At 67.2% G+C, this 15372-nt stretch carries 10 protein-coding genes; 1 reads left to right on the top strand and 9 read right to left on the bottom strand.

Annotated elements, in window-relative coordinates; all coding sequences use genetic code 11:
* The first annotated feature begins 4 nt into the window (after positions 1-4).
* Positions 5-3652 (top strand): hydantoinase B/oxoprolinase family protein, encoded by a 3648-nt coding sequence (locus tag L0977_RS16455; protein WP_234265942.1) that lies wholly within the window; start codon positions 5-7, stop codon positions 3650-3652.
* A 94-nt stretch (positions 3653-3746) separates the two neighbouring features.
* On the opposite strand, the gene lapB is transcribed toward L0977_RS16455, so the two are convergent.
* The 9 genes from lapB to gyrA all read right to left on the bottom strand — a co-directional run bounded on the left by lapB (position 3747) and on the right by gyrA (position 15311).
* The gene (gene lapB / locus L0977_RS16450; protein ID WP_234265941.1) at positions 3747-4892 is read right to left on the bottom strand and encodes a lipopolysaccharide assembly protein LapB; all 1146 of its coding nucleotides are present in this window, start codon (positions 4890-4892) and stop codon (positions 3747-3749) included.
* On the bottom strand, positions 4882-5148 hold the full coding sequence (locus tag L0977_RS16445) for a lipopolysaccharide assembly protein LapA domain-containing protein (RefSeq protein ID WP_442786645.1): 267 nt from the start codon (positions 5146-5148) through the stop codon (positions 4882-4884). The genes lapB and L0977_RS16445 overlap by 11 nt, the downstream gene beginning before the upstream one ends.
* Positions 5149-5193: 45 nt before the next feature.
* Positions 5194-5514: an integration host factor subunit beta gene (locus L0977_RS16440; RefSeq protein ID WP_234265939.1), complete on the bottom strand. Its 321-nt coding sequence runs from the start codon at positions 5512-5514 to the stop codon at positions 5194-5196.
* Positions 5515-5604: 90 nt separating this feature from the next.
* Positions 5605-7281 carry a 30S ribosomal protein S1 gene (gene rpsA, locus L0977_RS16435; protein WP_234265938.1) on the bottom strand — a complete coding sequence of 559 codons (1677 nt, stop codon included), beginning with the start codon at positions 7279-7281 and terminating at the stop codon, positions 5605-5607.
* 193 nt (positions 7282-7474) lie between these two features.
* A complete protein-coding gene (locus L0977_RS16430; protein ID WP_234265937.1) occupies positions 7475-9523 on the bottom strand; it encodes a bifunctional 3-phosphoshikimate 1-carboxyvinyltransferase/cytidylate kinase in 2049 nt (682 codons plus the stop codon).
* Positions 9524-9568: 45 nt separating this feature from the next.
* Complete coding sequence (locus L0977_RS16425; RefSeq protein WP_234265936.1) at positions 9569-10471, bottom strand: prephenate dehydrogenase; 903 nt, start codon at positions 10469-10471, stop codon at positions 9569-9571.
* Position 10472: 1 nt separating this feature from the next.
* Positions 10473-11570 carry a prephenate dehydratase gene (gene pheA / locus L0977_RS16420; protein WP_234265935.1) on the bottom strand — a complete coding sequence of 366 codons (1098 nt, stop codon included), beginning with the start codon at positions 11568-11570 and terminating at the stop codon, positions 10473-10475.
* 4 nt (positions 11571-11574) lie between these two features.
* Entirely contained in the window at positions 11575-12669 is a 1095-nt protein-coding gene (gene serC, locus L0977_RS16415; protein WP_234265934.1) for a 3-phosphoserine/phosphohydroxythreonine transaminase, read from the bottom strand.
* Positions 12666-15311: a DNA gyrase subunit A gene (gene gyrA / locus L0977_RS16410; protein ID WP_234265933.1), complete on the bottom strand. Its 2646-nt coding sequence runs from the start codon at positions 15309-15311 to the stop codon at positions 12666-12668. The genes serC and gyrA overlap by 4 nt, the downstream gene beginning before the upstream one ends.
* Positions 15312-15372: the final 61 nt, after the last annotated feature.

Genomic DNA, 15372 nt, shown 5'->3' with positions numbered 1-15372 from the left:
CACCATGGCCACCACACCCGACACCCGCTGGCAGTTCTGGATCGACCGCGGCGGCACCTTCACCGACATCGTGGCCAGGCGCCCCGATGGCACGCTGGTCACGCACAAGCTGCTGTCGGAGAACCCCGAGCAGTACCGCGACGCCGCGGTGGCCGGTATCCGCCACCTGCTGGGCCTGCCGCCCGGGGAGGCCGTGACACCGGCGCAGGTGGCCTGCGTGAAGATGGGCACCACGGTGGCCACCAACGCCTTGCTCGAGCGCAAGGGCGAGCCCACGCTGCTGGTGACCACGCGCGGCTTCCGCGATGCGCTGCGCATTGCGTACCAGAACCGGCCACGTCTGTTCGACCGCCACATCGTGTTGCCCGAGCTGCTCTACAGCCGCGTGATCGAGGCCCAGGAGCGCGTGGGCGCGAACGGTGAACTGATCGAGCCGCTGAACGAAGCCCATCTGCGCGAGCGGCTCTGGGCGGCGTTCGATGCCGGCCTGCGCAGCGTGGCCATCGTGTTTCTGCACGGCTACCGCTACACCGACCACGAGGCAGCGGCCGCGCGGCTGGCCCAGGAGGTGGGTTTCACGCAGGTGAGCACCTCGCACGCCACCAGCCCGATGATGAAGTTCGTCAGTCGTGGCGACACGACGGTGGTCGACGCCTATCTGTCGCCCATCCTGCGCCGCTACGTCGACCAGGTGGCCCGCGAGATGCCGGGCGTGCCGCTGTTCTTCATGCAGAGCAGCGGCGGGCTGACCGATGCGCACCGGTTCCAGGGCAAAGACGCGATCCTCTCCGGCCCGGCGGGCGGCATCGTGGGCATGGCACGGACCGCAGAGCTGGCTTTTGGCGGCTCTGCGGCCACCCCTGGCCACGGCATCAAGGTGATCGGCTTCGACATGGGCGGCACCTCGACCGACGTGTCGCACTACGCGGGCGCGTTCGAGCGCGAGTTCGAGACCCAGGTGGCGGGCGTGCGCATGCGCGCGCCCATGATGAGCATCCACACCGTGGCCGCGGGTGGAGGCTCCATCCTGAGCTTCGACGGTGCGCGCTTTCGCGTCGGCCCCGAGAGTGCGGGTGCCAACCCCGGCCCCGCCAGCTACCGGCGCGGCGGCCCGCTCGCGGTGACCGACGCCAACGTGATGCTGGGCAAGATCCAGCCGGCGCACTTCCCCCGGGTGTTCGGCCCGAACGCCGACGAAGCGCTGAGCGCCGAGGCCGTGCGCGAACAGTTCGGCGCCCTCGCGCAGCAGACCGGCCGCACGGCCGAAGACGTCGCCGAAGGCTTCATCCGCATCGCGGTGCAGCAGATGGCCAACGCGATCAAGAAGATCTCGGTGGCGCGCGGCTACGACGTGACGCGCTACATCCTGCAGTGTTTCGGCGGCGCTGGCGGCCAGCACGCCTGCCTGGTGGCCGACGCGCTGGGCATGCAGCGCGTTTTTGTGCACCCGCTCGCGGGCGTGCTCAGTGCCTACGGTATGGGCCTGGCCGACCAGAACGTGATCAGGGAACAGGCGGTGGAGTGTGTGCTGGAGGCTGCCGCGATCGGGCCGATCTCGGCACAGCTCGATGCGCTCGCGCAGGCGGCGGGCGACGAGTTGCGGGCGCAGGCGGTGAGCCGCTCGGCGGTGCAGGTGCACCGCCGGGTACACGTGCGCTACGAGGGCAGCGATGCCGCGCTCATCGTGCCTTTCGGCGACCTGGCCGCCATCGAAGCGGCCTTCGAAGCCGCTTACCGCCAGCGTTTCGCGTTCCTCATGCCGGGCAAGCGGCTGATCGCCGAGGCGGTGTCGGTGGAAGCGGTGGTGGCGGGGGATGCGCCCGCCGAGCCACGGCATCCGCTGCACCCGCCGCGCGAGGTGCCCCGCCGCGACACCGTGCGGATGTACGCCGAGGGCCAGTGGCTCGACGCCGCGCTGGTGGTGCGCGAAGACCTGCGCCCGGGCGATGTGATCCCGGGGCCGGCCATCATCGCCGAAAAGAATGCCACCACCGTGGTGGAGCCGGGTTGGGAGGCGCAGCTCAGTGCGCTCGACCATCTGGTGCTGGAGCGCCGCGTGCCCCGCGCTACGCGCCACGCCGTGGGCACCACGGTCGACCCGGTGCTGCTGGAGGTGTTCAACAACCTGTTCATGAACATCGCCGAGCAGATGGGGTTGCAACTGCAGAACACCGCCTATTCGGTCAACATCAAGGAGCGGCTCGATTTTTCGTGCGCGCTGTTCGATGCCGCGGGCAACCTGATCGCCAACGCGCCGCACATGCCGGTGCACCTGGGCTCCATGGGTGAGAGCATCAAGACCGTGATCCGGCAGAACGCGGGCCGCATGCAGCCGGGCGATGTCTATGTGCTCAACGACCCGTACCACGGTGGCACCCACCTGCCCGACGTGACCGTGATCACGCCGGTCTACATCGGCGCGGCCGGCGAGCCCACCTTCTACGTGGGGTCGCGCGGCCACCACGCCGACATCGGCGGCACTACCCCGGGGTCGATGCCCCCGTTTTCCACGCGCATCGAAGAAGAGGGCGTGCAGATCGACAACTTCAAGCTGGTCGAAGGCGGCCGGCTGCGCGAGGCAGAGATGATCGCGCTGCTGGAAAGCGGTGAATATCCTTCCCGCAACCCGCAGCAGAACATGGCCGACCTGAAGGCACAGATCGCCGCCAACGAAAAAGGCGTGCAGGAACTGCGCAAGATGGTCGATCAGTTCGGGCTCGACGTGGTGCAGGCCTACATGCGCCACGTGCAGGACAACGCCGAGGAGTCCGTGCGCCGCGTGATCACGCGCCTCAAGGATGGCGCCTTCACCCTGCCGCTGGACAACGGTGCGCAGATCACCGTGGCGGTGCGCGTGAACGCGGCGGCGCGCAGCGCGCAGATCGACTTCACCGGCACCAGCCCGCAGCAGACGAACAACTTCAACGCGCCCACGGCCGTGTGCATGGCCGCCGTGCTCTATGTGTTTCGCACCCTGGTGCAGGACGACATTCCGCTCAACGCGGGCTGCCTGAAGCCGCTGGAGGTGATCATTCCACCGGGCAGCATGCTCAACCCGAACCCTCCGGCTTCGGTGGTGGCGGGCAATGTGGAAACCTCATCCTGCATCACCAACGCGCTGTTCGGCGCGCTGGGTGTGATGGCCGGCGCGCAGCCGACGATGAACAACTTCACCTTCGGCAACGCGACGCACCAGTACTACGAAACGCTGTCGGGCGGCAGCGGGGCGGGGGGCGAAATCGGCGAGCAGGGGGAACTGGTGGGGGGCTTCGACGGCACCAGTGTGGTCCAGACCCACATGACGAATTCGCGCCTGACCGATCCCGAAGTGCTGGAATTCCGCTTCCCGGTGCGGCTGGAGGGTTATGCGATCCGCCCGGGATCGGGGGGGGCAGGGCGCTGGCGCGGCGGCGACGGTGGCGTGCGCCGGGTACGCTTCCTGTCACCCATGACGGCCAGCATGCTCTCCAATGGCCGTGTGCATCCCGCGTTTGGCATGGCGGGTGGCGCCCCGGGGGCACCGGGCCTCAACCGCGTGGTGCGTGCCGATGGCCGTGTGGAAGCCCTGGGTCATATTGCCCAGGTCGACATGCAGCCGGGTGACGTGTTCGAGATCCACACACCGGGTGGTGGGGGTTACGGGAGCGCCTGAGCCGGGGGAGCCTGGGGACGTGGCACCGGCGCGCTGCCGGGCCACGGATGCCAATCGTTTCGGGGGGCGCACCACAGGCACGGTGCGTGTGGGGTCAGAGTTCTTCGACGCGGCGCGCCGGGTAGCTGTCCCAGCTCTGGCAGCCCGGGCATTGCCAGAAATGCTGGCTGGCCTCGAAGCCGCAGGCGGCGCAGCGGTAGCGCTGCAAGGGGCTGCTGGCCTGGTTGAGCGCGGCCTGCACCGGTGCCTGCGCGGCGGCATCGGACAGCGGCTCGTCGGCCAGCCAGCGGGTGGCCATCACGAGCGAAGGCTCTTGCCGCAGATGCTCCAGGTATCGGTCCCGGGCCTCGGCCGGGCTGGCTGCCAGTTGGGCGAGCGCTTCGGTCACATCCAGCGCCGGCCCCCGCGCGTTCGCGGTCTGCAGAATGGTCTTGACGGCGGCCTCCTGACCGGTGCGCCGGGCCAGTTCGGCCAGTGCCCCGGCGGCCAGCGGCAGGCCCTGGGGCGCCTGGTGGGCCAGTTGCAGCAGGGTGTTCAGGGCGGCGCGGGCATCGCCTTGTTGATTCTGCAGGGCCGACAGGGCCATCCAGCCGCGCGCCAGTTGGGGGGCCTGCCGCGTGGCTTCCTCCAGGCGTTCGCGGGCACGGTCCATCTGCCCGGCGCGCAGTGCCAGCTCGGCTTCTTCGCACAGGTAGTGGGCCAGCCGCGTGGCGAAGCTGCCTTGCTGGGTGTGTTCGAGCTTCTGGGCGATCTGCTGGGCCTGTGGCCAGTCGCGAGAGCGCTCGTAAATGGCCAGCAGCGCCAGCAGGGCCTCGCCTTCGAAGTCGGTGCCTTCCAGACGCTGCAGCGCGGTTTCGGCACGGTCCAGCAGACCGGCCTTGAGGAAATCCAGCGCCAGGGCATGCTGGGCACGGTCGCGGTCCTTGCCTTTGACATCGGCGCGCGCCAGCAGGTGTTCGTGCACGCGCACGGCGCGGTCGTAGTCACCTCGGCGGCGGAACAGGTTGCCGAGCGCAAAGTGCAGCTCGGCCGTGTCCGGGTCGCCCTGCACGGCCTCGATGAAGGCGTCGATGGCCTGGTCCTGCTGTTCGTTGAGCAGGTGGTTCAGGCCGCGGAAGTAGGCTTTGGGCGCCTGCCGGCCTTCGATGCGCCATTGCCGCAGATCGAGCCGCGAGGCGAGCCAGCCAGCGGCGAAGGCGATGGGCAGGCCCCACAGCAGCCAGGTCAGGTCAAGGTCCATGGGGCGGATAGCCGTCGATCGGGCCGGGGGGCGCCGGTGCCACCGTCGCGGCCGTCGGTTTGCGGCGCGCGCGCAGCCACAGGGGCAGCATGACGATCACGCCCAGAAAAACACCTGCCACCAGCGCGGCCAGCAGCACGAGCACCAGCGGTGCCTGCCAACTGACGCCGAAGAACAGGTGCAGCGTGACCGCATCCAGGTTGTTCAGCGCAAAGGCGAAAAGAACAAAAAAAAGGGCTGCATTGAGCAGCCACATCAGGTATCTCAATCCGTTCCCCGAGTGGTGGAACGATTGTACCGGTCAGTCGTTCTGGCGCGGTGCCTGCCCCAGGATCTCGGCGGTCTTGGCGTCCACCGCTTCCCGCAGGGCCTTGCCCGGCTTGAAGTGGGGCACGCGCTTTTCGGGAATCATCACGCTCTCGCCCGAACGCGGGTTGCGCCCGATGCGCGGAGCGCGGCGGTTGACCGAGAAGCTGCCGAAACCGCGGATCTCGATGCGATGGCCTTTGACCAGGGCATCACCCATCGCGTCGAGAATGGCCTTGACGGCGAACTCGGCATCGCGGTGGGTGAGCTGGGCAAAGCGGGTTGCCAGGGCTTCAACGAGGTCGCTGCGCGTCATGTCTTGAAAGCGAAGAGCCTTGCAGGCCGCCGATACCGGATACCACGACCCGAAAGGCCATGGCATCCGGCACCGAGCGGTGCCTCAGCTTCAGTTGTTGCTGTCCAGCTTGGCCTTGAGCAGCGCACCCAGGTTGGTGGTGCCGGCGTTGCCCGTGTTCTGGTTCAGGCTGGCCATGGCTTCCTGCTGGTCGGCGGCGTCCTTGGCCTTGATCGACAGCTGGATGTTGCGGGTCTTGCGATCCACGTTGACCACCACGGCGGAGACTTCGTCACCTTCCTTGAGCACGTTGCGGGCATCTTCCACGCGGTCGCGGGAGATTTCGCTGGCGCGCAGGTAGCCCAGAACGTCTTCGCCCAGGTCGATTTCGGCGCCCTTGGCATCCACGGTCTTGACCTTGCCGGTCACGATGGAGCCCTTGTCGTTGACCGACACGAAGGTGGTGAACGGGTCGCCGTCGAGCTGCTTGATGCCCAGGGAGATGCGCTCGCGTTCCACGTCGATGGCCAGCACGATCGCGTCGACTTCCTGGCCCTTCTTGTAGTTGCGGACGGCTTGTTCGCCGGGCTCGTTCCAGGACAGGTCGGACAGGTGCACCAGACCGTCGATGCCGGCGGCCAGACCCACGAACACGCCGAAGTCGGTGATCGACTTGATCGGGCCCTTGACGCGGTCACCGCGCTTGGTGGCCTCGGCAAATTCGTGCCAGGGGTTGGCGCGGCACTGCTTCATGCCCAGGGAGATGCGGCGCTTGTCTTCGTCGATGTCGAGCACCATGACTTCGACTTCGTCGCCCAGCGACACCAGCTTGGACGGGGCCACGTTCTTGTTGGTCCAGTCCATTTCGGAGACGTGCACCAGGCCTTCGATGCCGGGTTCCAGTTCCACGAACGCGCCGTAGTCGGCGATGTTGGTGACCTTGCCGAACATGCGGGTGCCCGACGGGTAGCGGCGGGACACGCCCAGCCACGGGTCGTCGCCCATCTGCTTGAGACCCAGCGAGACGCGTTGCTTCTCGGTGTCGAACTTGAGGATCTTGGCGGTGATTTCCTGGCCGGCCTGAACGACTTCGCTCGGGTGGCGGACACGGCGCCAGGCCATGTCGGTGATGTGCAGCAGGCCGTCGATGCCGCCCAGGTCGACGAACGCACCGTATTCGGTGATGTTCTTGACCACGCCTTGCACGATGGCGCCTTCCTTCAGGGTTTCCATCAGCTTGGCGCGCTCTTCACCCATGGAGGCTTCCACCACGGCGCGGCGGCTCAGCACCACGTTGTTGCGCTTGCGGTCCAGCTTGATGACCTTGAATTCCAGGGTCTTGTTTTCGTACGGGGTCAGGTCCTTGGTCGGACGGCTGTCGACCAGCGAGCCCGGCAGGAAGGCGCTGATACCGTTGACCATGACCTTGAGGCCGCCCTTGACCTTGGTGCCGGTGGTGCCGGTCACGAATTCGCCGGATTCGAGGGCCTTTTCCAGGGCCATCCACGAAGCCAGACGCTTGGCCTTGTCACGGCTCAGCAGGGTGTCGCCGAAGCCGTTTTCGACGGAGTCGATGGCCACGGAGACGAAGTCGCCCACCTGGACTTCGAGTTCGCCCTGGTCGTTCTTGAACTCGGCGATGGGCACATAGGCCTCCGACTTGAGTCCGGCGTTGACCACCACGTGGTTGTGCTCGACGCGCACGACTTCGGCGGTGATGACTTCGCCCGAGCGCATTTCAGCGCGCTTGAGGGACTCTTCGAACAGGGCGGCAAAAGATTCAGACATGAAGTTTCCTCAGCCACACAGCGTCGGGCGCGCACCAGCCGGCAGGCGGTTTTCGCGGGAGATCGACGGATGGGTGGCGTTGCTGTGCAGTGCGTGGCACTGCGGGGTTGGGGTCCAAGAACCATCGGGCCTGCGGGCGGGGATGCCCGGCGGGGCCGTCTGGGCCGGTTGGCAGCAGCGAACGGCGGACCGTTCAGGGCTGTTGCCTGCCTTGCCACCAGTTCAACACCTGGCGGACCGATTGCTCGATGTCCAGTTCGGAGTTGTCCAGTTGCAAGGCATCTTCGGCCGGCTTCAAAGGGGCGGTGCTGCGGTTCATATCCCGTGCGTCCCGTACCTGCAAATCGGCCAGAAGGTCTTCGATGCTAGCAGAAATCCCTTTGGAAATCAATTGCTTATGCCGCCGCTGGGCGCGCTGGGCGACGCTGGCGGTCAGATAGACCTTGAGCGGGGCGTCCGGGAACACCACCGTGCCCATGTCGCGGCCGTCGGCCACCAGCCCCGGCAGGCGGCGAAAGCTCAGTTGCAGCGCGTGCAGGGCCGAGCGCACGGCGGGGTACTGCGACACGCGCGAAGCCATGCCGCCCGTGGATTCGAGGCGCAGCGGATCGGTGATGTCGCGCCCGGCCAGAAAGATGCGGTGATCGCGGAACGCCAGCGGCAATGCCGCAGCGAGGCGCGCGAGGGCTGGTTCATCGTCGAGCGAGACGCCGGCGTCCTGCGCGGCCAGCGCCGTGGCCCGGTACAGCGCCCCCGAGTCCAGCAGGTGGTAGCCCAACTGGCGTGCCACTTCGGCCGCCAGCGTGCCCTTGCCCGACGCCGTGGGGCCGTCGATGCAGATCACGGGAATGGCGCCAGACTCGGCCTCGCACACGTCGAACAGGGTTTCAAAGTAGTCCGGGAAGGTCTTCGCCACGCACTTGGGGTCTTCGATGCGTACCCGGACCCGGCCCGGGTTGAAGGCCGCCAGTGAAAAACACATGGCCACGCGGTGATCGTCGTAGGTGTGGATGGCTGCCGGCTGCCAGCCGTGGGTGGTGCTGTCCGGGGCGGTTGCGCCGCCCTGGGGGGGCGTGATGCGGAGGAAGTCGCCTCCTTCTTCCATGATCGCTCCCAGCTTGCGGCATTCGGCGGCCATCGCGGCGATGCGGTCGGTTTCCTTGACCCGCCAACTGGCGATGTTGCGCAGCGTGGTCGTGCCTTCGGCGTACAGCGCCATCACCGCCAGCGTCATGGCAGCGTCGGGGATGTGGTTGCAGTCGAGGTCGACGGCATGCAGCGGCCAGGCCCCTCGGCGGATGTGCAGGCGGTTGGCTTCGCCGGATATCTCTGCGCCCATCTGGCGTGCCGCCTCGACGAACCGGATGTCGCCCTGGATCGACGCCAGGCCGACGCCTTCGATGGTGATGCCCTCGCGGCCGGGCAGGGGCGGCGCGATCGCCCCCAGCGCGATGAAGTAGCTGGCCGACGACGCGTCGGCTTCCACGTGGATCTGGCCGGGAGAGCGGTAGCGGCTGCCGGCCGGGATGATGAAGCGCGACCAGCCTTCGCGTTGCACAGGCACGCCGAAGCGCGCCAGCAGGTTGAGCGTGATCTCGATGTAGGGCTTGGAAATGAGTTCGCCCACCACCTCGATGGTGACCGGCCGATCCTGGGCGACCAGGGGCAGCGCCAGCAGCAATGCCGTGAGGAACTGGCTGGACACGTCGCCGCGCACACGGATGGGGGCGTCCAGCGTCAGGGCCTGTGCGGCACCGTTGCCCAGTCGCAGGGGCGGATAGCCTTCCTGGCCCAGGCAGTCAACCGGGCAGCCCAGCTGGCGCAGGGCGTCGACCAGATCGCCAATCGGCCGCTCGTGCATGCGTGGAATGCCGCTGAGTTCGAACTTCCCGCCATGGCGGCTGGCCAGCAGCGCCAGGGCCGCGGTCAGCGGGCGCATGGCCGTGCCGGCGTTGCCCAGAAACAGCGCGCCTTCGCGCACCGGCAGTTCACCCCCGATGCCGTGCACGCGCAGCCAGCCAGGGCCAGGGGTATCCGTCTCGATGCGGCAACCCAGTTGAGCCAGTGCCGCCAGCATGACGCGGGTGTCGTCGGAGTCCAGCAGGTCGGCAATGTCGGTCTGGCCCACGCTCAGGGCGGCGAGCAGCAGCACCCGGTTGGAAATGCTCTTGGAGCCTGGCAGGCGAACGGTGCCGCCCGCGCCGGACAAGGGGGGGATGTCGAGATGGTCGATGGCGTACATGCGCGGCGGTCCGGGCAGCGGAAAAAAGGGAGTGCCGCGGGGCACTCAGGATTGGGGCTTGACGGCGTTCATGCGCCAGGTGGCGCGCGCTTCGCTGGCTTGCTCGATCAGGACTTCCAGTGCGTCCGGGTTGCCGGCGGCGATGGCCGTCTCGAAGGCGTGCAGCGCGCGCTGGAAATGGCGCGACTGTGCCAGCAGCTCTTCCCGGTTGGACGCGAGGATGTCGCGCCAGACCGAGGGGTCGCTGGCCGCGATGCGGGTGAAGTCGCGGAACCCGGGGCCGGCCAGCGACAGAAAGGCCTCGCCCTGGGCCTGGCCGGTGATCGCGTTCATCAGCGCGAACGCGATCATGTGGGGCAGGTGGCTGACGGCTGCGTAGGCGGCATCGTGCGCCTCGGGCGACATCTGCTTGATCTGGCAGCCCAGCGCCGTCCACACCTGCTGGGCCCGGCCCAGTTGGGCCGTGAGCGTGCGCTCGATCGGGGTCAGGACGACCTGGCGCCCCTGGTACAGCTCGGGGTCGGCGTGCTCCACGCCCGAGAGCTCCTTGCCCGCGATCGGGTGGGCGGGCACGAACACGCCCACCTGGTCGCGCAGCACGCGGCGGGCGGCGTCGATCACTTCGCGCTTGGTCGACCCCACATCCATCACCAGCGTGTTCGGGCCGATCAGGTGGCGGATGGCCTTGAAGGTGGCTTCGGTGGCGGCCACCGGCACGGCCAACAGCACCAGATCGGCCCCCGAGACCGCCAGCAGGGCCGACGGGGCCTCGACGTCGATCACGCCCAACTGGCGCGCGCGCTCGGTGGTGGACGGCGACTTGCTGTAGCCCACCACCCGCTTGACCATGCCGGCGCGCTTGAGCGCCAGCGCAAACGATCCGCCCATCAGGCCGCAGCCGATGAGTCCCAACTGTTCAAAAACCGGAGAGCCTGGGGAGGATGCCATGTCACTCACTCACCGGGTAGGCGCCCAGCACCTTGTAGAACGCGCACAGACTCTGCAATTCCTCCAGGGCAGCGGCCACGGGCGGCTGCGAGGGGTGGCCGGCGATGTCGATGTAGAAGTAGTACTCCCACTGGCCCGACTTGGCCGGGCGCGATTCGAACCGGGTCATCGACACGCCGTGCTGCTTGAGCGGCACCAGCAGGTCGTGCACCGCCCCGGGCCGGTTGGGGACCGACACCACGATGCTGGTGCAGTCCCGGCCCGACGCCGGCGGCATGGCCAGGGTCTGCGGCAGCGTGATGACGGCAAAACGCGTGCGGTTGTAGGCCTCGTCCTGGATCGCGTGGGCCACGATGTGCAGCCCGAACTGGGCGGCCGCACGTTCGCTGGCCAGGCCAGCCCACGCCGGGTTGGTGGCGGCCAGGCGGGCCCCTTCGGCGTTGCTGCCGACGGCACGGCGTTCGGCATGGGGCAGGTGCTGGCTCAGCCAGCCCTGGCATTGCGCCAGCGCTTGCGGATGGGCCATCACCACTTCGATGCCGTCCAGCGAATTGGCCTGGCGCAGCAGGTTGTGCCGCACCAGCAGGCTCACTTCACCCACCACGTGCACGGGCGAGCGCAGGAACAGGTCGAGCGAACGCGCCACCACGCCTTCGGTGGAGTTCTCCATGCCGACCACACCGTACTGTGCGGTGCCGGCCGCGGTGGCGTGGAAGACTTCGTCGAAGCTGCTGCAATAGATCAGGTTGGCCGCGCTGCCGAAATACTCGACGGCCGCCTGTTCGCAGAAGGTGCCTTCCGGGCCCAGCACCGCCACACGCTGCGGTGTTTCCAGGGCCAGGCAGGCCGACATGATTTCGCGCCAGATGGCGGCCACGTGCTGGTTGAGCAACGGGCCCTGGTTGGCACGCTGGATCTTTTCGATCACCTGCGCCACGCGGTCGGGACGGAAAAACGGCGTGCCTTCCTGGCGCTTGAGCTCGCCCACCTGTTCGGCCACGCGGGCACGCTGGTTGAGCAGGTTCAGCAATTGCTGGTCCAGCGAATCGATCTGCACGCGCAGCGCGCCCAGGGCCTCGGTCTGTATGGGTTGGCTCATGCGCTCAGGCCTGTTCTTTCTCGAAATCTTTCAGGTAGTCCACCAGGGCCTGTACACCCTCGATAGGCATGGCGTTGTAGATGCTCGCGCGCATGCCGCCGACCGACTTGTGGCCTTTGAGTTGCAGCAGGCCGCGCGCCTTGGCGCCGTCGAGGAAAGCCTGGTTGCGGCTTTCGTCGCGCAGGAAGAACGGCACGTTCATGCGCGAGCGGGCGGCCGGATCGACCTTGTTGACATAGAAGGCCGACCGGTCGAGGTAGCCGTAGAGCAGTTCGGCCTTGGCGATGTTGCGCCGCTCCATGGCGGCCACACCGCCCTGCTGCTTGAGCCACTGGAAGGTCAGGCCGGCCATATAGATGGCGTAGGTGGGGGGCGTGTTGAACATCGACTGGTTGTCGGCCACGGTCTGGTAGTCGAAGGCCGAAGGGCAGGCGGGCAGGGCGTGGCCGAGCAGGTCCTCGCGCACGATCACCAGCGTCACGCCGGCCGGTCCCACGTTTTTCTGGGCCCCCCCGAAAGCCAGGCCGACGCGCGACCAGTCCACCGGGCGCGAGAGCACGTGCGACGAAAAATCGATCACCAGCGGAGCGTCGCAGCCCAGGGCCTTGAGGTCGGGCAGTTCGTGGAACTCGATCCCGTGAATGGTTTCGTTGCTGCACAGGTGCAGGTACTGAGCGCCGGCGCTCAGTTGCCAGGAGGCGGGTGCGGGCAGGGCGGTGAAGCCCGACGCCTGGCCGCTGGCCGCGATGTTCGCTGTGGCGTAGCGCTGGGCTTCCTTGGCCGACTTCTGGCTCCAGCTGCCGGAGACCACGAAGTCCACCGTACCGCCGCGCGAGAGGTTCAGCGGCACGATGGCGTTTTCGGCCAGACCGCCGCCCTGCATGAACAGGATCTTGAATTCGGGCGGCACCGCCAGCAGCTCGCGCAGGTCGGCCTCCGCCTGTTCATAGATCGAGATGAACTCCTTGCCCCGGTGACTCATCTCCATCACGCCCATGCCGCAACCGTGCCAGTCCAGCATTTCGGCGGCGGCCTGCGCCAGCACGGCTTCGGGCATGGCGGCGGGCCCGGCCGAGAAGTTGTAGGGCCGCTGCGTCATTCGGCGTCTCCCGCCGGCGTGTCCGGGCCTTCTGCAGCGTCGGCCGCTTCCGGCACGTTGGCATCGTTCTCGACGATGCGCTGCAGGCCCGACAGCTCGGCGCCTTCGTCCAGCGCGATCAGCGTCACCCCCTGCGTGGCGCGGCCGAGTTCGCGGATCTCGCTCACGCGGGTGCGCACCAGCACGCCCTTGTCGGTGATCAGCATGATCTCGTCATCGGGGTGCACCAGCGTGGCGGCCACCACCTTGCCGTTGCGCTCGCTCTGCTGGATCGCGATCATGCCCTTGGTACCGCGGCCGTGGCGGGTGTATTCGCCGATGGGCGTGCGCTTGCCGTAGCCGTTGACGGTGGCGGTCAGCACCGCCTGCGATTCGTCTTCCGCCACCAGCATGGCGATCACGCTCTGGCCGTCTTCCAGCGTCATGCCCTTGACGCCGCGCGCGTTGCGGCCCAGCGGGCGCACGTCGTTCTCGTCGAAGCGCACGGCCTTGCCGCCGTCGCTGAACAGCATCACGTCGTGCTGGCCGTCGGTCAGGGCGGCGCCGATCAGGTAGTCGCCGTCGTCCAGGTTGACCGCGATGATGCCGGCCTTGCGCGGATTGCTGAATTCGTCCAGCGCGGTCTTCTTGACCGTGCCCATGCTGGTCGCCATGAACACGTAGTGGTCAGCCGGGAAGCTGCGGAACTCGCCTGTCAGCGGCAGCACCACGTTGATCTTCTCGCCGTCCTGCAGCGGGAACATGTTGACGATGGGGCGGCCACGCGATCCGCGCGAACCGGCCGGCACCTCCCACACCTTGAGCCAGTACAGCCGGCCGCGGTTGGAGAAGCACAGGATGTAGTCGTGCGTGTTGGCGATGAAGAGCTGGTCGATCCAGTCGTCTTCCTTGGTCGCCGTGGCCTGCTTGCCGCGGCCGCCGCGCTTCTGGGCGCGGTACTCGGACAGCGGCTGACTCTTGATATAGCCGCTGTGGCTGAGCGTGACCACCATGTCGGTGGGTGTGATCAGGTCCTCGGTCGAGAGGTCCTGGGCACTGTGTTCGATCTCGCTGCGGCGGGCACCCAGCTTGGTCTGGCCGAACTCGTTCTTCACCGCCACCAACTCCTCGCTGATGATGGTCGAGACGCGTTCGGGCTTGGCCAGGATGTCCAGCAGATCGTCGATCTCGGCCATCACGTCCTTGTACTCGGCGACGATCTTGTCCTGCTCCAGGCCGGTCAGGCGCTGCAGGCGCATCTGCAGGATTTCCTGCGCTTGCGTCTCGCTCAGGCGGTACAGGCCGTCGCCCTGCATGCCGAACTCGCGTTCCAGGCCTTCCGGGCGGTAGTCGTCGGCGTTTACCGTGCCGCCGTCCGCCTTGGCGCGGGTGAGCATCTCGCGCACCAGTGCGCTGTCCCAGCTGCGTGTCATCAGCTCGACCTTGGCCACCGGCGGGGTGGGGCTCTCGCGGATGATCTTGATGAACTCGTCGATGTTGGCCAGCGCGACGGCCAGGCCCTCGAGCACGTGGCCCCGGTCGCGCGCTTTGCGCAGGTTGAATACCGTGCGGCGGGTCACCACCTCGCGGCGGTGCTCCAGGAAGACGGTGATCAGGTCCTTGAGGTTGCACAGCTTGGGCTGACCGTCGATCAGCGCCACCATGTTGATGCCGAAGGTGTCCTGCAGTTGCGTCTGCTTGTACAGGTTGTTCAGCACCACCTCGGGCACTTCGCCGCGCTTGAGCTCGATCACCAAGCGCATGCCCGATTTGTCGGACTCATCCTGGATGTGGCTGATGCCTTCGAGCTTCTTCTCGTGCACCAGTTCGGCGATGCGCTCCTGCAGCGTTTTCTTATTGACCTGATAGGGGATCTCGTCAACGATGATCGCCTGGCGCTGGCCCTTGTCGATGTCCTCGAAGTGCACCTTGGCGCGCATGACCACGCGGCCGCGGCCGGTGCGGTAGCCGTCCTTGACACCCTGGATGCCATAGATGATGCCGCCGGTGGGGAAGTCCGGTGCCGGGATGATTTCCATCAGCTCGTCGATCGAGCAGTCCGGGTTCTTCAGCGAATGCAGGCAGGCATCCACGACCTCGTTAAGGTTGTGCGGCGGGATGTTGGTGGCCATGCCCACGGCGATGCCACCCGAGCCGTTGACCAGCAGATTGGGCAGGCGCGTCGGCAGCACCAGCGGTTCTTTTTCCGAGCCGTCGTAGTTAGGGCCGAAGTCCACCGTCTCCTTGTCGATGTCCGCAAGCATCTCGTGCGCGATCTTGGACATGCGGATTTCGGTATACCGCATGGCGGCGGCGTTGTCGCCGTCGACCGAACCGAAGTTGCCCTGGCCGTCCACCAGCATGTGGCGCAGCGAGAAATCTTGCGCCATGCGCACGATGGTGTCGTACACCGCGCTGTCGCCGTGTGGGTGGTACTTACCGATCACGTCGCCAACGATACGGGCCGACTTCTTGTAAGGCCGGTTCCAATCGTTGTTGAGCTCGTGCATCGCGTACAGCACGCGCCGGTGCACCGGCTTGAGACCATCCCGCGCATCAGGCAGGGCGCGGCCCACGATCACGCTCATGGCGTAGTCGAGGTAGCTGCGGCGCATCTCCTCTTCCAGGCTGATAGGCAGGGTCTCTTTGGCGAACTGGGTCATGGACGATACGGTGGCTGAGAAAAGGATGCCGCGCAGGGCAATAGGCGATTTTAGGATGCGC

The organism is Hydrogenophaga sp. NFH-34, from assembly GCF_021401345.1.
Taxonomy (GTDB): domain Bacteria; phylum Pseudomonadota; class Gammaproteobacteria; order Burkholderiales; family Burkholderiaceae_C; genus Hydrogenophaga; species Hydrogenophaga electricum.
The sequence above is the reverse complement of the archived record's forward strand: the minus strand, read 5'-3'. Positions and strand labels throughout refer to the sequence as shown.

Excerpts from the sequence above, each read along its gene's own strand:
- L0977_RS16455 (WP_234265942.1), top strand. The coding sequence starts at position 5 with ATGGCCACCACACCCGACACCCGCTGGCAGTTCTGGATCGACCGCGGC.
- lapB (WP_234265941.1), bottom strand. The coding sequence starts at position 4,892 with ATGGACCTTGACCTGACCTGGCTGCTGTGGGGCCTGCCCATCGCCTTC.
- L0977_RS16445 (WP_442786645.1), bottom strand. The coding sequence starts at position 5,148 with ATGTGGCTGCTCAATGCAGCCCTTTTTTTTGTTCTTTTCGCCTTTGCG.
- L0977_RS16440 (WP_234265939.1), bottom strand. The coding sequence starts at position 5,514 with ATGACGCGCAGCGACCTCGTTGAAGCCCTGGCAACCCGCTTTGCCCAG.
- rpsA (WP_234265938.1), bottom strand. The coding sequence starts at position 7,281 with ATGTCTGAATCTTTTGCCGCCCTGTTCGAAGAGTCCCTCAAGCGCGCT.
- L0977_RS16430 (WP_234265937.1), bottom strand. The coding sequence starts at position 9,523 with ATGTACGCCATCGACCATCTCGACATCCCCCCCTTGTCCGGCGCGGGC.
- L0977_RS16425 (WP_234265936.1), bottom strand. The coding sequence starts at position 10,471 with ATGGCATCCTCCCCAGGCTCTCCGGTTTTTGAACAGTTGGGACTCATC.
- pheA (WP_234265935.1), bottom strand. The coding sequence starts at position 11,570 with ATGAGCCAACCCATACAGACCGAGGCCCTGGGCGCGCTGCGCGTGCAG.
- serC (WP_234265934.1), bottom strand. The coding sequence starts at position 12,669 with ATGACGCAGCGGCCCTACAACTTCTCGGCCGGGCCCGCCGCCATGCCC.
- gyrA (WP_234265933.1), bottom strand. The coding sequence starts at position 15,311 with ATGACCCAGTTCGCCAAAGAGACCCTGCCTATCAGCCTGGAAGAGGAG.